The organism is Marinobacter sp. 3-2 (assembly GCF_003751355.1).
Classification (GTDB): Bacteria; Pseudomonadota; Gammaproteobacteria; order Pseudomonadales; family Oleiphilaceae; genus Marinobacter; species Marinobacter adhaerens.
In genome coordinates, this window is sequence record NZ_RJUQ01000011.1 from 550,920 (window position 1) to 571,540 (window position 20,621).

The following is a 20,621-nucleotide window of genomic DNA, read 5'->3' on the forward strand; positions in this document are numbered from 1 at the left end:
ATAAAGGGACTGAACTGGCTGTCAACCTTCATGGACAAAAAGGTTAACAGCATCAGGCACGGCGGACTGTGTGTCACCTGCCTTTCCTCACAGGCATTCAACGGCTTATGCCAGCCTTGCCGGGGCGACCTACCAGTGAACCGCTGGCACTGCCGCTGCTGCGCCCTGCCCCTGGCTTTTCCCTCCTCGGAGCTGCTCTGCGGTGACTGCATGAAACACCCGCCGGCTTTCGATAGCTCTTTTATTCCCTGGCGCTACCAGTACCCACTCGACGGCATGATTGGCCGATACAAGTATCGGGGCCAGCGCAAGTTCGGAAGACCATTGATGGCGGATTTTGCTAACTTGGTGCAGAAGGCTCGGCTCGATGGTGCTATCGCAATGCCAGAAGTACTGGTACCCGCGCCAATGGATGCGCGGCGACGCCGGCAACGCGGCTTCAATCAGGCCCAGGACATTGCCGAGACGATTGCCAGCACCCTGGACGTCCCGGTCGCCAACGGACTTGTCAGAAGGGTTCGCCGTGTCCGGTCTCAACGGGAGTTGAACCGGGAGGCCCGACTGGCGAATCTTCGCGGGGTATTTGAGGTCATCCCGCCAGTGCCAGAGCGAATAGCGATTGTCGATGATGTGGTGACCACCGGCGCGACCGTCAGGGTTTTATCATCAGCACTTCGGGAGGCCGGCGCCCGGAACATTCAGGTTTGGGCACTAGCCCGGACGCCAGGTTAAGACAGCAAAGCTTTTACACGTTCAGCAATTGCCAGGCAGGATGTTAAACCCGGCGATTCGATACCGAACAGATTAACCAGTCCCGGCAAACCGTGCGTCTCTGGACCATCAATCCGGAAATCCGCGAAGCCACCATCGGGGCCTCTTAGCTTCGGTCGGATGCCGGCATAGGCGGGCTGAAGTCGGGTCGGGTCGAGTCCTGGCCACCATTGGCGGATGCCTCTGGCGAAGCCTTCCTGGCGGCTGGGTTCCACGGTGTAGTCTTCCTTTTCGATCCACTCTACATCCGGACCGAAACGGGCCTGGCCAGCGAGATCGAGAGTCAGGTGGATACCCAGGCCCCCGGGTTCAGGAACCGGATAGATCAGGGTCCTGAAAGGTGTTCGTCCGCTGTAGCTGAAGTAGACGCCCCTCGCGAACCATTGCCGGGGAATGCAGTCGTCGGGCAGACCTGCCCAGTTTTTTGCCAGCGGGACGGCGCCGAGCCCGGCGGCGTTAATGACATTTTTCGCTTCCAGAATTAGCGGGGTTTCTCCTGCTACGTTTAGACGGTGCCGCTGGCTATCCGATTCAGCAGCCGCTACCGGTGAGCGTAGAGCGAGCTGGCCGCCGGCATCATGGAGCTCGCCAAGCAAGGAGAGCATCAGCCCGTGGCTGTCGACAATACCGGTTTCGGGGGACCAGAGCCCCGAGCTGGCGCAAATACCCGGAGCGCCTCGGGCGACTCTTTCGCCATCATACAGCTCAAGTTCAACACCGTTGCTGGCTGCCGCAGCCTGAATATCAAAGAGCTTGTCATTCTGTGCCTCGTCGACGGCAACAATCCACTTACCGCATTTACGGTGTCCAACCTTGTGCGTCAGGCAATAGTCGTAAAGCTGCCGTCGACCCTCAACACACAACTCCGCCTTCAGTGACCCTTGGGGGTAATAAATGCCGGCATGAATGACTTCGCTGTTTCGTGAGGAGATGCCCTCACCAAACCGGTCTGAGCTTTCCAGAACGATGACCTCATGCCCGGCTCTCGCCAGAGCGCGGGCAATAGCCAGCCCAATGACACCGGCGCCGATAACAACGGTTTGGATTTCCAGCACTTCTGTCGACACTTATGGTTGGCCCTGCTCCACTGACAAGACGTTGAGCATATCCTATACCGCCAGCCCGGCGAAAACGGGCGCCGGCGGGCTCAATACATTACTCAAGAGCCCATACCGGTTATACTTGGCTCCGGAAAGTAGTGCATGGAGCCCGGCTTATGATGTCTGACAGGAAGCAGTTTGTTCTGGTAATGGTGGTGGCGGCCCTCTTTGTCGGGTGGCTAGGCTGGCGGGGCTTTGAAGTAATCAGCCTGAACGAGCGGCTGAAAGCGGATGAGGTGGTTGCCAGCTACCCCTACAAGCACCGGGTACTGAGGGTGGAGGGCGACACGGCCATTATGAGCTCACTGCGGTCCCACACCACGTCCACCCACAAGGCGCTGAGTGCGGTATTTCCGAGTATGCGCAATCTTGGGGACAGTCATCGCGACTGGCAGCGGGCAGAACGCGAGCTTGCACAGGTTCAGGCCCGTGCCGGAGACGTTATTCTTGGGGCTTCTGGCATCAGCCGTATCCGCTGGGAGCTGGACGAAAACTGGTACCATCTGCAAACCATGAAATCCAAATACGACACAAGGCTCTGAAACGCCCTTTATGACCCATGACCCCTCACTTGCGGCATCCACCCACCCCTACGATTCCCTGACGCCGGATATCATTCTGGATGCGATGGAAGAGGCAGGGTTTGCGGTAAGTGGCCGGCTGTTCGCGTTGAACAGCTATGAAAACCGGGTCTATCAGGTAGGCCTGGATGAAGGCGCCCCGGTAATTACCAAGTTCTATCGGCCGGGCCGATGGAGCGAAGCGGAAATCCGCGAGGAACATACATTCACCCTGGAGCTCCTGGAAGCCGACATTCCGGTTGTAGCACCTATGAAGCTGGCGACCGGGGACACGCTCGGGCGCCATGGTGAGTTCCTGTTTGCGGTATTTCCGCAGCGTGGCGGGCAAGCACCAGACACCAGTGTTACCGATACCCTTTACCGGCTGGGGCAATGGCTGGGTCAGATCCACAATATTGGCGCCAAAAAACCGTTTGCCCATCGCTCGGGCATGGATTTGCTGGATGGCATCGAAGCCAGCAATCGGCTTTTGTTACGGGGAGACTGGATTCCGACGGATCTCAGGCCAGCCTGGGACAGCCTGATTCCTGACCTGCAAAGACTCTGTGCCGCTCGGGTTGACGAAGCCGGTCCGGTGGAAACCCTGCGACTTCATGGCGACTGCCATGCCGGCAATATTCTCTGCCGGGACGAACAGATGCTGTTCGTGGATCTCGACGATTGCCGCACCGGGCCCGCCATTCAGGATATGTGGTTGCTGCTGAACGGAGACGACTTCGAGCGCGGCGCCCAGCTGGGAGAGTTGCTGGAGGGCTATGAAATGTTCCGTGATTTCAATCGCCGCGAGCGCCACCTGATTGAGCCGCTGCGCTGCTACCGGCAGATTGCCCATTGCGCGTGGCTGGCAAAGCGCTGGGACGACCCTGCATTTCCGCGCTTCTTTCCCTGGTTTGCCCAGCCACGGTTCTGGTCAGACCAGATTCTGTCGCTCCGGGAGCAGTTATCAGCCTTGCAGTCACCGGCCATCACGGTGCCGGGACAATACTGACCAACACTTTTAATTCGTTTGATTTGAGGTATGCATGAGCCAGAATGAGGCCCGTTACACCGTCCGTAGCCTGATCGTAACCGCTGTGGTTGCGGCTATTGGCACCGTTCTTGTATTGGAGATGAGCGGCAGGATCAACCACAGCGAGAACAAGGATCATATGCCTGTTGGCGATTTCCAGGCCATCCATGTAACCGAGGAGGATCCGTTTCGCATGTCGCCCAAAGCCTCGGAACTGCACGCCGTTTGCGAAAATGGTTACCTGGCAATTGCCGCCGATGTGGATCCCTCGTTCCGGGGAATCCTGGTGGACTATAAAAATCGCGGCGTACGCTGCTCAAGGCCCTCCCCGACCGGGCCTGCCGTTCTGCCCGCTCCCGAGACTCCGGACACCAATGAATAAATCCCGCAAGCCGTCGGAGGCACCCGAGCAGACCACGGACCGGCTGTTTGCCACAGAGCGCCGGCCGGAGGACTTCCGATTCGACGCATCGGTGGCAAGGGTGTTTCCGGACATGATCCGGCGCTCGGTGCCGGGCTACACTACCGTCATTCCGATGATCGAGGTTATCTCGGAGCAATATGCCCAGCCCGCCACCAACTGTTATGACCTGGGCTGCTCACTCGGCGCTTCCACGCTGGCAATGCGCCATGGTATCGCCAATGCGGACTGCAACCTGATCGGAGTGGATAACTCGAGCGCCATGATCGAACGCTGCGAGCATTACATTGCACTGGACGACAGTGCGCTCCCCGTTACCCTCAGGTGCGAGGATATTCTGGACACCGAGCTGAGTAATGCCTCGGTGACCACTCTGAATTTCACCTTGCAGTTTGTCGATCCGGAGAAGCGGGCCGGCCTGCTTGCGCGCATTGCTGATGCCACGCGTCCTGGCGGTGTCCTGATCCTGTCGGAGAAAGTTCGCTTTGAATCTGACGACGAGCAAGCCATTCAGACCCGACTGCATCACGAATTCAAGCGCGCCAACGGCTATTCGGATCTTGAAATAAGCCAGAAACGCACGGCGATCGAACAGGTGCTGATTCCCGAAACACTGGCTGCGCACAAGGCGCGCCTGTTGTCGGCAGGTTTCGATGACGTGGTGGTGTGGTATCAGTGCTTCAACTTTGTTTCCATGCTCGCCATAAAGGCCAACCAAACCACCGAATGACCATGGCAGACTTTGACTGGAAAGCCCGGTTCGGGCCTATCATCGATGAACTTGAGAAAGACGGCCTGGAGCATTGGGCGACGCAACTCCAACAGCAACTGACCCACCGCTTTGAGGACCGCCCCCACGGCGATCTCGATCGCTGGCAAGCTGCCCTTGACCAGCTACCCGGTCTGACTCAGATAGACGCGCAACTGGACCAATCCGCGGTAACCCTGACCTCCAGGCAGCCCCTGACCGTGGCACAACGGGAGCAACTGGAACTCGGATTACGCGGCCTGATGCCCTGGCGCAAAGGCCCCTTCGACTTCTTCGGTACGTACATCGATACCGAATGGCGCTCTGACTGGAAATGGGACCGCGTGTCGCCTTACCTTTCAGACCTTTCCGGTCGTCGCATACTGGATGTGGGTTGTGGCTCCGGGTATCACTGCTGGCGCATGCTGGGCGAAGGCGCGGGTCGGGTGATCGGCATCGACCCGGGGTTGCTGTTCCTGTTCCAGTTCTTCAGCGTCAAGGACTACCTCGGTGATGTCCCGATAGACCTGCTGCCCGTTCGGATGGAAGACCTCCCCGCCGACCTTGAAACCTTCGACACCACCTTTTCCATGGGGGTTCTCTATCATCGGCGCTCACCGCTCGATCATCTGCTTGAACTGAAGGGAACACTTCGCAGGGGCGGGGAACTGGTGCTGGAAACACTTGTCGTTGAAGGCCCTGAGGGCTTCAGCCTGATGCCCGAGGATCGCTATGGGCAGATGCGGAACGTCTGGTTCCTCCCGTCCTGCGACACACTGCTGCGCTGGCTGGACCGCACCGGCTTCCGGAATGCCCGGGTGGTCGATGTCACCCCTACGACCTCAGACGAACAGCGAAGCACCGACTGGATGCGTTTCAACTCCCTCCAGGATTTTCTGGATCCGAACGACCCCTCAAAAACCGTGGAAGGATACCCGGGGCCGTTGCGTGCTACCGTGATTGCCGAGAAGCCCTGAACACAAAAAACCGCCGTGCCTTTTAAGCAGGGCGGTTTTTTTAACGTTGGCGATTACTCGCCGAACGGGTGACGCAATGTAATCGTCTCGATACGATCCGGACCAGTAGATATCACATCGATCGGCGCTTCGATCTGCTCTTCCAGGAAACGGATGTAGGCCTTGGCGTTCTCCGGCAACTGATCGACACTGGTCAGGCCAACGGTGCTTTCGCTCCAGCCGGGCAGTTCCTCATAAACCGGCTCGATGTCCTTGTAGCTGTCGCAGCCGATGGGCGGCCGGAAAATCTCGCCGTTAGGCGTCTTGTAGCCTACGCAAACCTTCACGGTTTCCAGTCCGTCCAGCACGTCCAGCTTGGTCAGACAGATACCGGACACACTGTTGATCTGGATGGCGTGGCGCAGAGCCACCGCATCGAACCAGCCACAACGGCGGGCGCGCCCGGTTGTAGTGCCGACTTCGTTGCCCTTCACCGCCAGGTGGTTGCCCATATCGTCGAACAGTTCGGTCGGGAACGGTCCGGAGCCTACACGGGTGGTATACGCCTTGGTGATCCCCAGCACATAGTCGAGGAACAGCGGGCCGAAGCCGGAACCGGTGGCCGTGCCGCCAGCGGTGGTGTTGGAAGAAGTCACATACGGATAGGTGCCAAGATCGATATCCAGCAGCGAGCCCTGGGCACCCTCGAACAGGATATTCTCTCCACGCTTACGGAAATCATGCAGCATGTCAGTCACGTCTGCCGCCATGGGCAAAATTTCCTCGCCCATCTGCTTCAGCTCTTCCAGTGCGGCATCAATGTCCTCAACCTCTTCCTTGAAGTACTCGGTCAGGATGAAGTTGTGGTACGACATGATCTCCCGGAGCTTCATTTCGAAGTCGGCGGGATTGCACAGATCGCCCAGGCGCAGGCCACGACGGGAAACCTTGTCTTCATAGGCCGGGCCAATACCGCGACCGGTTGTGCCGATCTTGTCGACACCACGAGCCCTTTCACGGGCCTGATCAATTCGAACATGAGTACGCAAAATGATCGGGCACGCCAGGCTGATACGCAGGCGATCGCGAACCGCCACATCATTGGCTTCCAGCTCGCGCACTTCTTTCAGCAGAGCCTCGGGCGACAGGACAACACCGTTGCCGATGAGGCAATAGACGTGTTGCCGCAGAATGCCGGAAGGAATCAGGTGAAGCGCTGTTTTCTTGCCGTCAATTACCAGGGTATGACCGGCATTGTGCCCGCCCTGGAAGCGGACAACCGCTGCAACCTTGTCGGTCAGCAGGTCAACAATCTTACCCTTGCCTTCATCACCCCACTGGGTGCCCAGCACAACAACATTTTTACCCATGATTCTCTCTCAATGCGGCTGCCCCGCAGGACAGGCGTTTCGCAAGTTTACCTGTAAATGAATTCACCGAGGCCCCGGGGGCATCAGCCCAGCTTCTGCACAACCCATTGGCCACCCTGTTTGACCAGCTCACGGTCACAGCCTCTGGCGGCAGGGTTAACGCCCTCGTCTTCGGGAAGGGCACGAACAACGGTTTCCGTCATTCTCAGACCGGAGATCACGCCTTCCAGGGCGGGGTCGACATCCGCCGGCGCCCAGATAGCGCCGGCACTGCGAGTCACGCGCTCGCCAAGAGAGACGAGCGAGCGAATATCAAGACTGAATCCCGTTGCCGGGCGGGCGCGGCCAAAGTCACTTCCGATGGCATCATAACGGCCACCCTTGGCCACGGAATCGCCGTGGCCCGGCACGTAGGCTGCAAACACCAGGCCCGTGTGGTAGTTGTAGCCACGAAGCTCACAGAAATCGAATCCGAAGCTGATATCCGGGTAATCCCTTCCCAGCATGTCAGACACACGCCCAAGCTGGTCGAGTGCCGCGTCCAGGCTGTCAGAGGCACCCTGCAGGATCCGACGGGCCTCGTTCAAGGCTTCCGGGCCACCACTGACCCGGGCAAGCTCACGCAAACGAGCACCCGCAGACCCTGGAGGGCATTGACCCAACAGTTGATCAAGCTCCGGCACCGATTTGCGGGCCATGGCGTCAAAAATGGCGCTCTCCGTATCCCGATCAAAATCCGCCTCGCCGATCAGACTCTCATAGATGGCAACATGAGCCAGATCCAGATGGATACGGGGCAAGCCGGCAACCCTGAGGGTTTCCAGCATCAGGCTGATCACTTCCATATCCGCTGCTTCGGAGCCACTGCCAAACAGTTCGCAGCCGGCCTGAATCGGTGTTCGACCTGTCAGCATGTGCCTTGGGCGGGTGTGGAGGACGTGCCCGGCATAGCAAAGACGGGTGATCCCTTCCTGGCCCAGGGTATGGGCATCAATGCGCGCTGCCTGAGGCGTCATATCGGCGCGAACACCCATCATCCGCCCGGTCAACTGATCGGTGAGCTTGAAGGTCTGAAGCTCCAGATCGTTTCCGGTTCCGGTAAACAGGGATTCGAGATATTCAATGAGCGGTGGGATTACCAGCTGGTAGCCCCAGCGCTGGCAGGTATCCATTACATCCCGACGCAGGGATTCGATCCGTCCGGCCAGTGGGGGAAGAATGTCCTCTACCCCGTCTGGCAGTAACCAGCGATCAGATACTGTCATGAGATTCCGTTGTCCGTTATATCCGCTCCGGCACAGGTGGCTGGGGGGATCACACAGGATTTAAGGCGGCACTCGGCAAAAGCCCGACACAAAACCGGCAGAATTTTACACGGTTGCCGGGCACAAAAAAACCGGAATACAGAGGTATTCCGGTTTTTGGTCTCAACGTGCAGGGTTAACGGGCACCCTGCGGATCGTTCAGGAACTTCATGAACGCGCTGTTGGAATCAATCACCATGATGTCATCCTTGCTCATGAAGGTATTGCGGTAAGCCTGCAGGCTTCGGTAGAAGCTGTAGAATTCCGCGTCGGAGCCGTAGGCATCGGCGTAGATTCTGGCCGCTTGACCGTCACCTTCACCCCGGGTTTCTTCTGACTGGGCAAAGGCTTCAGCCAAAATAACGGTTCTCTGACGATCGGCATCGGCACGAATACCTTCGGCCAACTCCCGACCCCGCGAACGGAATTCCTGAGCCAGTTTCTCACGCTCGGTCGCCATCCGACGGTAAACGTTTTCGCTCACCTGACCCGGGAATTCGATAGCCTTGACACGAATGTCCAGGACCTCGATACCGAATTCATTCTGGGCGGTCTGGTTTACGCGATCCCGCAGAGTGTGCATCAGCTCATCTCGCTGGCCCGAGACCACTTCCACCATGGTCCGGATACCAAACTCGTCCCGCAGGCCGTTATCAACACGGGAGGACAACAGGGACTGAGCGCGGAACTCGTCACCGCCGGTCGCCCGATAGAACTGGTCCACATCACGGATCTTCCAGGCAATATACGAATCCACATCCAGCGGTTTCTTCTCCACGGTCAGATACTGCCGTGAGGGCAGATCCATGGTGAGAACCCGGATGTCGAATTCACGAACCTGGTCGATAACCGGAACCTTGAAATGGATACCGGCCTGGATATCGGTCTCTACCAGCTCACCGAACCGGAGCAGAACACCCCGATGGGTTTCCGGAATGATGTACACACTGGACAGTACCAGCAGGACAACGATCAGGGCGCCTGCAAGGCCCACTACACCTTTAGGTCCCATAATTATCTGCTCCTCCGAACGGTAGTATCCTGCCTGCTTCGCAGTTCCTGAAGAACCTGATCAGTCAGGGTCTGGATGTCCACGTTGCCCTGGTTGTTGCCGGAGGATGAACCACCGGTACGGGGCAGCGAGCCCTGGGTCAGTCGATCAAGCGGCAGGTACATCATGTTGCCACTGCTCTCCGTGTCAACCAGGATCTTGCTGCTGTTAGCAAGGACTTCTTCGACCGTCTGTAAGTACAAACGTTCGCGAGTGACTGTCGGAGACATCTGATAGACGGCCAGAAGCTCAAGGAAACGCGAGGTCTCACCACGTGCCCGCTCGATCACCTCTTCCTTGTATGCATTGGCTTCTTCGATCATGCGCTGGGCCTCACCACGAGCCTCCGGAACGATCCGGTTGCGGTAGGTTTCAGCTTCTTCCTTCACCCGCTGCTCGTCCTCACGGGCCCTCTGGACTTCACGGAAGGCATCCTGGACCGCTGGTGGTGGCTGGGTGCTTTCAACGTTAACCCGCACCAACTCCAGGCCAGTGCCGTATTCCCGCAGGAACATCTGGAGCCTTTGCTCAACCCGCACGGCCAGTTCTGCACGACCTTCGGTCAGTACGTCGTCGAGTGTCGAGCTACCGACCTCGTGACGGATCGCACTATCCGTTGCAAAGGCCAGTGCCTGGTTGGAGTCACGCACATTCAGCACGTAGGCTTCAGCGTCGCCAACGCGGTACTGAACCTGAAGGTCAACCGTTACCAGGTTTTCGTCCTGGGTCAGCATCTGGCCACTGGACTCAGCGGTACGCACGTTAGTCACGCGGACCTTGGTGACGCTATCGATCAGTGGCACCTTGAATCTCAGGCCAGGATTCTCGGTCTGGTGGTATTCACCGAAACGGAGAACCACCGCCCGCTCCTGTTCGTCCACGGTATAGAAGGACTGGAAGATGACATAGCCGACCACCAGTATGGCTGCCAGTGCGAGAATCGCACCAAAACCACCGGCGCTGCCGCCGCTACTGCCACCGCTGCCGCCGGACTTGCCACCCTTGCCGCCCAGCATCTTGTTGAGCTTGTCGAGACCTTTTTTCAGCGCCTCATCGAGGTCTGGCGGCCCCTGATCATTGCCGCGTCGACCACCACCGGTACCCCAGGGGTCATTGTCGTTACGGTTTCCACCCGGTTCGTTCCAGGCCATAGTGCTCTCCGTTACTGACTTATAAATAGAATGGCTGCAAATACTAGGGATTTATCTCCGCCCCGGCAATAGCCGCTGCGGTTTCAGGCGTGACCCACGTCCAGCCTGACTGACTTTTCATTCACACCGGCGCGGCTCAGCAGCTGATGCCAATCCCGGTTCTGCAGGCGTACCTCAACCACTGTGTCGCCGGTATCCCGGTATTCCTCGCTGATCACCGATCCTGCCTCATGCAACAGTGCCCGCAATTTGCCATCCGCGGGACCCAGCAGGACAAAGTGGTGAACGACATCTTCGGCCACCCGCTCCACGATCGCATCGAACAACCCGTCCAGGCCTTCGCCAGTAACCGCGGAAACCCACGCTCTCACCGGGATGCCCTCTTCGTTGCGCTCAACCCGAGGCGTGAAATTTTCGAGCAGATCAATCTTGTTGAACACCTGCAGCATGGGAATGTCGTCCGCCCCGATCTCCGCAAGCACTTCCTCAACCTGCTCAATGTTCTCCTCGCGGCGCGGGTCATGGCTGTCGATGATGTGAAGCAGCAGCGTCGCCTGCGTTGTTTCCTCAAGCGTCGCCCGAAACGCCTCAACCAGCTTGTGCGGCAGATGCCGGATGAAGCCCACGGTGTCGGCCATTACGACCGGCCCGACATCCGGAAGTTCCAACCGCCGCAACGTCGGATCCAGCGTCGCGAACAGCTGGTCTGCAGCATATACGGAGGAAGTGGTAATACGGTTGAATAAAGTGGATTTACCGGCGTTGGTATATCCAACCAGCGATACGGTGGGGATGTCAGCCCGCTGACGGGCCCTGCGGCCCTGGTTGCGCTGGCGACGAACCTTTTCCAGACGCTTGTGGATAGACTTGATGCGCTCCCGCAAGAGCCGGCGGTCGGTTTCCAGCTGGGTTTCACCAGGCCCGCGCAGCCCGATACCACCTTTCTGTCGCTCAAGGTGGGTCCAGCCCCGAACCAGTCGCGTGGACATATGCTCGAGCTGCGCCAACTCTACCTGAAGCTTACCTTCGTGAGTCCGTGCCCGCTGAGCGAAGATATCAAGAATCACACCGGTGCGGTCCAGCACACGGCACTTGAGCTCGTGCTCAATGTTGCGCTCCTGGCGTGGGCTCAGGGCATGGTTGAACAACACCACATCCGCTTCGTTCGCCGCTACTGCATCACGAATTTCTTCCAGCTTGCCCTCACCAACGAAAAATCTGGGGCTGGGCTGCTTGCGGGACCCGGTAACGGTCGAGACAGGCTCAACACCGGCAGAGGTGACCAGTTCCCGGAACTCACCGGGGTCTTCGGTACCATCGTGGGCAGTAAAATCGATGTGGACGAGGACCGCGCGCTCACCGACATCAGGACGTTCAAACAATTGGCATCAACTCCGGGGTAAACACATGATGAGGGTCATAAAAACAAACACCCGCGACCATAAGACCCTCAACGGGATCCTCTGGAACGCGGGTGGCAAAATCGGGAAACGGATGGATCAGTCTTCAGACTCGCCCTCTCCTCCCGGAGCCTGCTGCGGAATGCGGACATTTCGGGCAGGAACCACAGTGGAAATAGCGTGCTTGTAGACCATCTGGCTGACAGTATTTTTCAGCAAAATCACGAACTGGTCAAAAGACTCAATCTGGCCCTGAAGCTTGATACCGTTGACCAGAAAGATGGAAACCGGAATGCGTTCCTTGCGCAATGCATTGAGGTAAGGGTCTTGTAACGAATGCCCTTTTGACATGTGTTTTCTCCTGTTTTTAGTAAATGCAGATCGTCATTTGTCAAAATTAAATGTGGTGCGAAGTCGGATTTTTTTCAAGGCTACCTCAGCGATATGTTTGTCGCCGCTGTCCAGCCAGTCCACATCTGACCACTTACGCAACCAGGTCAACTGCCGCTTCGCCAGTTGGCGTGTTGCTGCCACTCCCTTGCTGACAAATGTCTCGTAGTCGTCTTCCCCGGACAAATAGCTCCAGGCCTGGCGATATCCGACACAACGCATGGAAGGGAGATCAGGGTGCAGGTCGTCCCGGATCATCAGAGCCCGAACTTCATCAACGAACCCCGCCTCCAGCATTTTCAGAAACCGCAGGCGAATCCGCTCATGAAGCACCCGCCGCTCAGGCGGCGTCATGGCAAGTTGAATTACAGTATACGGAAGCAAAGATGTTTCGTCTGCCTGCCAGCGAGTGAAATAGGTGTAATCCTCAATGTCGCCGACCTGCGCCACTGCCGTCGTTTGCTCACAGCCACCCTGATCGGCTCGCCAGAACTCCGAAATCGGCTTGCCAGTAAGGCGCAATACCTCCAGGGCCCGCATCAGACGCTGCCGGTTGTTCGGATGGATCCGCTCGGCTGCCACCGGATCACTGGCCCGCAGCTCTTCATGCAAAGCCTCCCAACCCCGCTCCTCTGCCTCCTGCTCCAGCGCCCGTCGTACGTCGGAGCTGGCCGATGGCAGACCGGACATTCCATGCAGCAACGCTTTGAAATACATCATGGTGCCGCCGACTAGAAGCGGGATCCTGCCTGCGGCCGTTATTTCGGCCATGGCGGTCAGCGCGTCCCGACGGAAATCCGCAGCGGAGTACGTTTCCGCCGGATCGCAAATATCGATCAGCCTGTGGGGCGCCCTCGCGAGCTCTGCGGCCGTGGGTTTGGCCGTTCCGATATCCATACCCCGATAGATCATTGCGGAATCCACGCTGATGATGTCGCAAGGCAGGTGGTCGCAGAGCGCCATGGCCAGGTCTGTCTTTCCGGAAGCCGTGGGCCCCATCAGAAAGATGGCAGGAGGCAGTGACACCTCAGCGCCCCCGGAGAAACAGCTTGTCCAGCTCAGACATGGTCACCAGGGTCCATGTCGGCCGGCCATGGTTGCACTGGCCACTGCGCTCGGTCGCCTCCATGTCCCTGAGCAGCGAATTCATCTCCGGAATGGTCAACTGCCGGTTGGCACGCACTGAACCATGGCATGCCATGGTGCCGAGCAGCTCATGCGTCACCGCCTCGACGCGATCACTCTGACCGTGCTCAATGAGATCCGCCAGAACGTCACGCACCAGCTGTTCTGTGTCAGCACCCCGCAGAAGCGCGGGCACCTGCCGCACAGCGAGGGTTTCCGGACCAATCCGCTCAATCTGGAGACCCAGCTTCTGCAGTTCTTCACCGTGACTCTCGGTCAGGGCTGCTTCTTTCTGGCTGACCGCCAGCGACAGCGGCACCAGCAACGGCTGGCTTTTAAGGTCCTGCTCGGCAAGCGCCCGCTTCATTCGCTCATAGGTAATGCGCTCGTGGGCCGCGTGCATGTCCACAACAATGAGCCCCGCACGACCCTGGGCAAGAATATAGATCCCGTGCAGCTGGGCGATGGCATATCCGAGCGGCGGCTCCTGGTCACTGTCTGCAGGCGGTGTTGGCATTGGCGTGGCGGCGCGATCGCTTACGGGCATAGCCTGCTGTCCGTCGCTTCCGCCACCGGCATTCAGGGACTGATAAAACGCCATCTGATCGCTGGCGCGCCACTCCTGTTGGGGCTGTGACTGTCCGCCAAAGCCGGCGCCTGAGCCGCCGGGGTAACCATAGCTGGATACCGATGGCTGGCCGGTCCAGCCCGCCTCTGCAGAGGCACCGGTGGCCGGAACAGCTTCCTGACCCTGGGTGACTGCTTCGCGACCAAAGGACTGCGCCACCGCGCCGCGGAAATGATCGTCCGGCCGGACATCGGCCAGCGCCTTGTGCAGGGTTCTGAAGATGAAATCGTGAACCAGCCGACCATCCCGGAACCGGACCTCGTGCTTGGTCGGGTGGACGTTTACATCGACGGTGGCGGGGTCGACTTCCAGATACAATACAAACGCCGGGTGCCGGTTATTGTAGAGCACATCCCGATAGGCCTGGCGCACGGCATGAGCTACCAGGCGGTCACGAATAACGCGACCGTTGACGAAGAAATACTGAAGATCGGCCTGGCTGCGCGAAAATGTGGGAAGAGCGACCCAACCCCACAGGCGCAGCCCGGTGGCCTCCGCATCAATAACCACCGCGTTATCGATAAACTGCTGGCCGCACAGGGATCCAATACGACGCTCGCGATCGAGGGCCGATTCCGCTGGCCTGAGGCTTTGAACGACACGCTGGTTATGGCGCAACGTGAAGCCGGCATCGAAACGGCTCAGCGCTTGGCGCCGCACACATTCTTCGACGTGATTGAATTCTGTCTTTTCAGTACGCAGGAATTTGCGGCGAGCCGGGGTGTTAAAAAACAGGTCGCGCACTTCAACGGTCGTTCCGACAGGATGCGCTGCCGGCGAAATTCTCGCGTCCATTTCCCGGCCCTCGACCTCGACCCGAGAGGCCGCTTCCTGCGACTCGGTCCTTGATGTCAGGGTAAGACGGGAGACAGAGCTGATACTGGCAAGCGCTTCTCCCCGGAAACCCAGGGACGCCACGGCTTCCAGATCGTCCAGACTGGCAATCTTGCTGGTCGCATGGCGGCTTAGCGCCAGGGGAAGATCGTCTTCCTCAATACCACTGCCGTCATCCCGAACTCGAATCAGCTTGACGCCGCCCTGCTCCACATCAACATCGACGCGGTTGGCGCCGGCATCCAGGGCATTTTCAACCAGTTCTTTGACGACAGACGCGGGGCGCTCAACCACCTCACCCGCGGCAATCTGGTTCGCGAGCCGAGGTGACAGCAATCGAATGGGGGGCATGTTACAGAAAAACCTCTTGATCAGGACGCGGGAATACGAATGGTTTGCCCTACCATAACACGGTCGTCCCGAAGGTCGTTAAACTGCATCAGCTCACTGACGGTCGTCTGATTTTTCCGGGCCACGCCGGATAGCGTGTCTCCACGCTGTATCCGGTAGTGGCTGATGCTGTTTCCACCCTGGCGATTCTGTTTTTGCCACGCCAGCAGGGTTCCAGGCGGGGGCGTTTTCTGGAAGTAGTCATCTATGCCTTTCATGATGGCGCCGGCCAGCTTGTTGCGGTACCACTCAGTGGCCAGGTTTTTCTCTTCCTGAGGATTCGATATGAAGCCTGCTTCCACGAGAATGGAGGGAATATCCGGTGATTTCAGAACCGCGAAAGCGGCCTGCTCAACGCCAGGCTTGTGCAACTTCGCCACGCCGCCCAATTTACCCAGGACCGAACTGCCAACCCCCAGACTGGCGTTGATACTGGCCGTCATGGAGAGGTCCAGCAGAACACCGGCAAGCATGTCGTCACGGCCATCAAGGGACAGCCCGCCGGCACCGCCGATCAGATCCGACCGGTTCTCACTATTGGCCAGCCAACGGGCAGTTTCACTGGTGGCGCCGCGTTGGGAAAGGGCGAAGACCGAGGCACCTTTGGGTTGTGGTGTACGGAAGGCGTCGGCATGGACCGAGACAAACAGATCAGCGTTGTATTTCCTGGCCAGAATCGTGCGATTGCGAAGGCCAATGTAGTAGTCCCCGGTTCTGGTCAGCTTGGCGGTATAACCTGGCCGATCATTGATGAGGTTGGCCAGGGTTTTCGCCATTTTCAGAACCACGTCCTTTTCACGGGTTCCCCGCGGACCAATAGCACCCGGATCTTCCCCGCCGTGCCCGGCATCAATGACCACAATAACGTCCCGCTTCCCGGATGAATCCTGGGTCACGGTGGGCGTTGTCGCCTTTTCCAGCCGGCTACCACTTTCATCAATCAGGTCGACAACCAGTCTGTGGCCGTACTGCTGATTCGGCTCGAGCTGAAAACTCCGCGGTTTGATGTCAGCCTTGAGATCCAGAACGACGCGCAAATCGGTGCCGTTTCTGGGGGCACTGCGGATTCTCTTGATCGGACTGCCGGAAAGGTCCAGACCGGAAAAATCGGTCTTCAGGTTGGCATTCTTGAGATCGATCACCAGCCGCGCCGGGCCGCTCAGGGAGAAAATGTTGTGCTCCACCTGCCCGCCAGTGTCCAGAACCAGCCGGGTATGATCGGGCGCGGGCCAGATACGGGCACTCTCGACCTGTGTCGCCGCCGAACCGTGAAACGCCAATGTCACAAGCAATAGCGCAATCGGCCAGACCAGTTGTTTACTCAGCTTTGCACAATTCATAAAGCTTACCTGCCAGTTTATTCCCGGTTCCGAGCTCACTATGACGCCGGACCAATCAACTCCAGTTCGTTCAGCACCCCGGCGCCCAGCTCTGAGCGGGCCCTGAGGACTACAGAGCGCCCCTCTCCCCGGGTTTCGAGATGAACCTCCAGGTCCGGCTCGGGCAATATGCCCTTGCCTCTTTCGGGCCACTCGATCAGGCACAGGTTTTCGGCGGAAAAATAATCGCGGATGCCCATGTATTCCAGTTCTTCGGCGTCGCCCAGGCGATAAAGATCAAAATGGTAGGTCGGTGGATTCAGAGTCTCGTAGGGCTCTACCAGGGTATAGGTCGGGCTCTTTACGGCCCCCTCATGACCCAATCCGCGCATGACGCCCCGACTGATGGTGGTTTTACCCATGCCAAGCTCACCATCCAGATAAACAACCAGACCATGGCCAGACTCCACGACGGTCCTGGCCAGCTCCCGACCGAGATGCTCGGTTTCGGCCTCGTTCTCCAGAAAAACCCGACGCTCGTTACCCATTATGCTCATAACGATTCAGCCCCCGGACTCCTTTCAGATTCCCGAAACACCAACGGCAGCGCATCGATGACATCGGTCGGTATCAGTCCGATAAACCCCGTGGTTCTCGCAGCACGGTCAGCCGCAGCAAGGTGCACGGATGCGCCCAGCACGGCCGCTTTCTGTGCGTCGCCAATCTGAGCCAGAACAGCCGCAACAATACCTGAGAGCACATCTCCCATTCCGCCAGTCGCCATTCCGGGATTGCTGCCACTGATGATATCCAGGCCGCCGTCCTCAGACGCGACAACGGTGCCTGCGCCTTTCAAAAGCACCGTGCCGCCGTACAGCGCCTGCAGCTTTCTGGCGGCGGCCATCCTGTCTGCCTCAACTTCGGGCACCAGGCAATTCAGCAACCTGGCCGCCTCGCCCGGATGAGGAGTCAGGATGTGATTATCCGCCGGGATGGCTACCCGACCAGACAAAAGGTTCAGCGCATCCGCATCCAGCACCCGCGGCTTGCCGCTGGCAACCACCTGCTCGAGCATCTGCTGGCCCCAGGCGCTTCGCCCGATACCCGGGCCACACACGACAACCGAGGCAGCATCAAGCAACGTCGGCAACTCCGAGCCATGGATCAGGCCATGAACCATGACAGATGGACATCTTGCTAGGGCCGCTGTCACATGCTCGGGGCGGGTCGCCAACGACACGAGCCCGGCACCCGATCGCGCCGCAGCCTCTGCCGCCAGCAGGCCGGCCCCACCGAATCCGCGATCACCCGCAACCACCAGCACATGCCCGAATCTTCCCTTGTGAGCGTTGGCAGGCCGGGGTGGTAGCCAGGGCATCACAGAACCCCAGTCACGACGGCGGGCGATGGGCTTCTGGCCGCTACCGGCGATACCCTCGTCTGTATCCAGAGATTCGAAAACCACCTCGCCGCACACTGCCGCACCTTGCCCCGTGAACAAGCCAGCCTTGAGCCCGATAAAGGTCACTGTCCTGGCTGCGTTAACCACATCCCCCTCGGCCGCTCCCGTGGTCGCATTAAGCCCGGAGGGCAGATCCACCGCAAGGACTGGCGCTGAAGCGCTATTACATCGGCCTATCAGAGTCGCAAACGGTTCCCGGGGGACACCGGACACGCCAGTACCGAGCATGGCATCAACAATCAGGCCCGCGCTGGCAAACAGATCGTCCAGCGATGACTCGCCGAGAGCCTCGAGGTCAAGAACATCTACACCGTCCGCCAGGGCCTTTTGCCAGGCTTTACGGGCGTCGCCGGACAATTTGCCGGTTGGCGCAACTGCGACACAGCTGACGTCCAGACCGTGCCTTTTCGCAATTGCCGCGACCAGGTAACCGTCACCACCGTTGTTACCCGCACCGCACAGGACCAGCACCGAGCCGCAGTTTGGCCAATGCCGTACCAGGCAGCGAAAAGCGGCGTGGGCGGCGGACTGCATCAGCTCAAAACCATCAACACCTTGCTGATCAATCACATAGCGATCGATCTGCCTCACCGCATCGGCGGAAAACAGTGCGTCTGGTAGACTGTGCCCAGCGGACGGCGGCATGAACCTTTGCTCCCGTTACAGAAACCGGTTTAAGAAAATTGGCCAGATACCTGTAAAGCATAGCAAAACAGTAGAAAAGGTCATAACTTAATCAGATTAAATATCCGTACACGGGTTCAGCACCGAATTCCAGCATCGGCAGTCACTATGAGCACCACAGCAACCTGTACCACGACACACCCGGAACTTGCGGATCTGCCGTCGCTCATCCGCCAGTGGGCAGCTGAATTCGGGTTTGCCGATGTGGGCATTACCAACGCGGACACGGGCGAGCACGCCGACCATCTGAAGGACTGGCTTGCGGCAGGTTACCAGGGCGAAATGGATTACATGGCCCACCACGGTGACAAGCGCTATACGCCTGCCTCTCTGGTGCCGGGCACCACGCGGGTTATATCCGTGAGAATGGACTATTTGCCCTCACCAGACAGTCCTAAAGAAGCGCTTACTAACCGGGAGGGTGCTTATGTCACGCGTTATGCGCTGGGTCGGGATTACCACAAACTTATCCGTAAGCGTCTTGCACAGCTGGCAGCGAAGATTGATGAGGCCGTTAGCGGATACGATTACCGGGCTTTTGTAGACAGCGCTCCGGTGCTGGAACGCGCACTGGCGCAGAGAGCTGGTCTCGGCTGGATCGGCAAGAACAATATGCTGATTCACCCGAAGGCCGGCTCGTTCTTTTTCCTCGGGGAAATCTTCACCAGCGCCCCCCTGCCCATCGATGAACCCTTTGAAACGGATCATTGCGGCAGCTGTTCGGCCTGCCTCGACCTTTGCCCGACGGACGCCTTTGTTGGCTCGCACAAGCTTGATGCCCGACGTTGCATCAGCTATCTCACCATCGAGCTGAAAGGGAGTATCCCAGAGGAGCTGCGACCGCTAATGGGCAACCGGGTTTTCGGTTGCGATGACTGCCAGCTGGTGTGTCCATGGCAGAAGTTCAGCAAACCGACCAGCGAAAAGGACTTTCAACCGAGGCATGGGCTGGACAACAGCTCCCTGGCAGAGCTTTTTCTCTGGACCGAGGAGCAGTTCCTCAAACGCACCGAGGGCTCTGCGATTCGGCGCACAGGCTACGAGGGCTGGCTCCGCAACCTGGCGGTCGGGCTGGGCAATGCGCCGTCAACCATCCCGGTAATTGAGGCCCTGAAAAAGCGCGCGGACCACCCTTCCGAGATGGTCCGCGAGCACGTCCAGTGGGCTCTGAAGCGGCATGGCCTATAGCTTGAAGAACTGTTCCCGGTAATGACGCAGTTCGTTGATGGAGTCCCGGATGTCGTCGAGTGCAAGGTGGCTACCTTTCTTTTTTACGCCGGCGAGGACATCCGGGCGCCAGCGGCGGGCAAGTTCTTTCACTGTGGATACGTCAAGATTCCGGTAATGGAAGAAGTCTTCCAGTTCGGGCATGTATTTGACGAGGAACCGGCGATCCTGGCCAATGCTATTGCCGCACAGGGGTGACTGGCCCTTTTCTACGTGTTTTCTCAGGAATTCGATGGTCTGCTGTTCGGCTTCAGACTCGGAGATATCGCTTTCCTGAACGCGTTTGGTGAGTCCGCTTTCACCATGGGTACGGGTGCACCATTCGTCCATGGAGTCCAGAAAGGATTGTGGCTGATGGACGGCAATAACCGGTCCTTCCGCGACAATATTGAGTTCCGAATCGGTGATAATTGTGGCCATTTCGATGATCCGTTCTTTTTCCGGATCCAGGCCTGTCATTTCCAGATCGATCCATACGAGGCGATTGCTTTCTGCCATTTTGTTACCAGCCTTCTGAGTGCGGTGGTAGTGGGACTGGGTCCGGCTTTCCGGAAACCGCTACGAGCACATCCATGTGCGCTTGGCGTCGGCCATCCATGGCCGCCGACATTTCCGGAAAGCCGAACCCAGCCCCGCTGCGAAATCAGGTGATATACCCTCAACATCTCGGCATTGCCCAAGCCGAGTAGCTACGATTGCA

General features: G+C 58.5%; 20 protein-coding genes. 7 read left to right on the forward strand and 13 right to left on the reverse strand.

The window, feature by feature from the left end; genetic code table 11:
• The first annotated feature begins 210 nt into the window (after window positions 1–210).
• Window positions 211–732, forward strand: a complete 522-nt coding sequence (locus tag EDB94_RS04325) for a ComF family protein (protein ID WP_260312510.1) — start codon at window positions 211–213, stop codon at window positions 730–732.
• Here EDB94_RS04325 and EDB94_RS04330 read toward each other — a convergent pair.
• Window positions 729–1,826 carry an NAD(P)/FAD-dependent oxidoreductase gene (locus EDB94_RS04330; protein ID WP_108017557.1) on the reverse strand — a complete coding sequence of 366 codons (1,098 nt, stop codon included), beginning with the start codon at window positions 1,824–1,826 and terminating at the stop codon, window positions 729–731. The two genes, EDB94_RS04325 and EDB94_RS04330, sit on opposite strands and share 4 nt — an antisense overlap.
• Before the next feature lie 161 nt (window positions 1,827–1,987).
• Between EDB94_RS04330 and EDB94_RS04335 the strand changes: the two genes are divergently transcribed.
• From EDB94_RS04335 to cmoB, 5 genes are read left to right on the forward strand one after another with little or no spacing between them, the layout of a single operon-like run.
• Window positions 1,988–2,413, forward strand: coding sequence for a hypothetical protein (locus EDB94_RS04335; RefSeq protein WP_008170078.1), 426 nt, complete (start codon window positions 1,988–1,990; stop codon window positions 2,411–2,413).
• 10 nt (window positions 2,414–2,423) lie between these two features.
• The gene (locus EDB94_RS04340; RefSeq protein ID WP_008170076.1) at window positions 2,424–3,440 is read left to right on the forward strand and encodes a serine/threonine protein kinase; all 1,017 of its coding nucleotides are present in this window, start codon (window positions 2,424–2,426) and stop codon (window positions 3,438–3,440) included.
• Window positions 3,441–3,474: 34 nt separating this feature from the next.
• Window positions 3,475–3,843 (forward strand): hypothetical protein, encoded by a 369-nt coding sequence (locus EDB94_RS04345; RefSeq protein ID WP_008170074.1) that lies wholly within the window; start codon window positions 3,475–3,477, stop codon window positions 3,841–3,843.
• A complete protein-coding gene (gene cmoA / locus EDB94_RS04350; protein WP_008170072.1) occupies window positions 3,836–4,612 on the forward strand; it encodes a carboxy-S-adenosyl-L-methionine synthase CmoA in 777 nt (258 codons plus the stop codon). The genes EDB94_RS04345 and cmoA overlap by 8 nt, the downstream gene beginning before the upstream one ends.
• Before the next feature lie 2 nt (window positions 4,613–4,614).
• A complete protein-coding gene (gene cmoB / locus EDB94_RS04355; protein ID WP_181259003.1) occupies window positions 4,615–5,607 on the forward strand; it encodes a tRNA 5-methoxyuridine(34)/uridine 5-oxyacetic acid(34) synthase CmoB in 993 nt (330 codons plus the stop codon).
• 53 nt (window positions 5,608–5,660) lie between these two features.
• Here the strand turns inward: cmoB and EDB94_RS04360 are convergent, their stop codons facing one another.
• From EDB94_RS04360 to EDB94_RS04410, 11 genes are all read right to left on the reverse strand, one after another.
• Window positions 5,661–6,956 carry an adenylosuccinate synthase gene (locus EDB94_RS04360; protein WP_108017559.1) on the reverse strand — a complete coding sequence of 432 codons (1,296 nt, stop codon included), beginning with the start codon at window positions 6,954–6,956 and terminating at the stop codon, window positions 5,661–5,663.
• 83 nt (window positions 6,957–7,039) lie between these two features.
• Window positions 7,040–8,221: an ATP phosphoribosyltransferase regulatory subunit gene (locus EDB94_RS04365; RefSeq protein WP_108017560.1), complete on the reverse strand. Its 1,182-nt coding sequence runs from the start codon at window positions 8,219–8,221 to the stop codon at window positions 7,040–7,042.
• A 175-nt stretch (window positions 8,222–8,396) separates the two neighbouring features.
• Window positions 8,397–9,272, reverse strand: coding sequence for a protease modulator HflC (gene hflC / locus EDB94_RS04370; RefSeq protein ID WP_008170064.1), 876 nt, complete (start codon window positions 9,270–9,272; stop codon window positions 8,397–8,399).
• Between the two features lie 2 nt (window positions 9,273–9,274).
• The gene (gene hflK, locus EDB94_RS04375; protein ID WP_053112707.1) at window positions 9,275–10,462 is read right to left on the reverse strand and encodes an FtsH protease activity modulator HflK; all 1,188 of its coding nucleotides are present in this window, start codon (window positions 10,460–10,462) and stop codon (window positions 9,275–9,277) included.
• An 83-nt stretch (window positions 10,463–10,545) separates the two neighbouring features.
• Entirely contained in the window at window positions 10,546–11,844 is a 1,299-nt protein-coding gene (hflX, locus tag EDB94_RS04380; protein ID WP_008170060.1) for a ribosome rescue GTPase HflX, read from the reverse strand.
• Between the two features lie 117 nt (window positions 11,845–11,961).
• A complete protein-coding gene (gene hfq, locus EDB94_RS04385; protein WP_008170056.1) occupies window positions 11,962–12,213 on the reverse strand; it encodes an RNA chaperone Hfq in 252 nt (83 codons plus the stop codon).
• A 33-nt stretch (window positions 12,214–12,246) separates the two neighbouring features.
• Window positions 12,247–13,251, reverse strand: a complete 1,005-nt coding sequence (gene miaA, locus EDB94_RS04390) for a tRNA (adenosine(37)-N6)-dimethylallyltransferase MiaA (RefSeq protein WP_219908233.1) — start codon at window positions 13,249–13,251, stop codon at window positions 12,247–12,249.
• Between the two features lie 28 nt (window positions 13,252–13,279).
• Entirely contained in the window at window positions 13,280–15,190 is a 1,911-nt protein-coding gene (gene mutL / locus EDB94_RS04395; RefSeq protein ID WP_108017562.1) for a DNA mismatch repair endonuclease MutL, read from the reverse strand.
• Between the two features lie 20 nt (window positions 15,191–15,210).
• Complete coding sequence (locus EDB94_RS04400; protein ID WP_062781842.1) at window positions 15,211–16,569, reverse strand: N-acetylmuramoyl-L-alanine amidase; 1,359 nt, start codon at window positions 16,567–16,569, stop codon at window positions 15,211–15,213.
• A gap of 38 nt (window positions 16,570–16,607) precedes the next feature.
• Window positions 16,608–17,105 carry a tRNA (adenosine(37)-N6)-threonylcarbamoyltransferase complex ATPase subunit type 1 TsaE gene (gene tsaE / locus EDB94_RS04405; protein WP_041645383.1) on the reverse strand — a complete coding sequence of 166 codons (498 nt, stop codon included), beginning with the start codon at window positions 17,103–17,105 and terminating at the stop codon, window positions 16,608–16,610.
• Window positions 17,102–18,655, reverse strand: a complete 1,554-nt coding sequence (locus EDB94_RS04410; RefSeq protein WP_108017563.1) for an NAD(P)H-hydrate dehydratase — start codon at window positions 18,653–18,655, stop codon at window positions 17,102–17,104. The genes tsaE and EDB94_RS04410 overlap by 4 nt, the downstream gene beginning before the upstream one ends.
• A gap of 147 nt (window positions 18,656–18,802) precedes the next feature.
• Here EDB94_RS04410 and queG point away from each other — a divergent pair, with 147 nt between their 5' ends.
• Complete coding sequence (gene queG / locus EDB94_RS04415; RefSeq protein ID WP_053112712.1) at window positions 18,803–19,882, forward strand: tRNA epoxyqueuosine(34) reductase QueG; 1,080 nt, start codon at window positions 18,803–18,805, stop codon at window positions 19,880–19,882.
• Here queG and orn read toward each other — a convergent pair.
• Window positions 19,877–20,419 carry an oligoribonuclease gene (orn, locus tag EDB94_RS04420; protein ID WP_108017564.1) on the reverse strand — a complete coding sequence of 181 codons (543 nt, stop codon included), beginning with the start codon at window positions 20,417–20,419 and terminating at the stop codon, window positions 19,877–19,879. The two genes, queG and orn, sit on opposite strands and share 6 nt — an antisense overlap.
• Window positions 20,420–20,621: the final 202 nt, after the last annotated feature.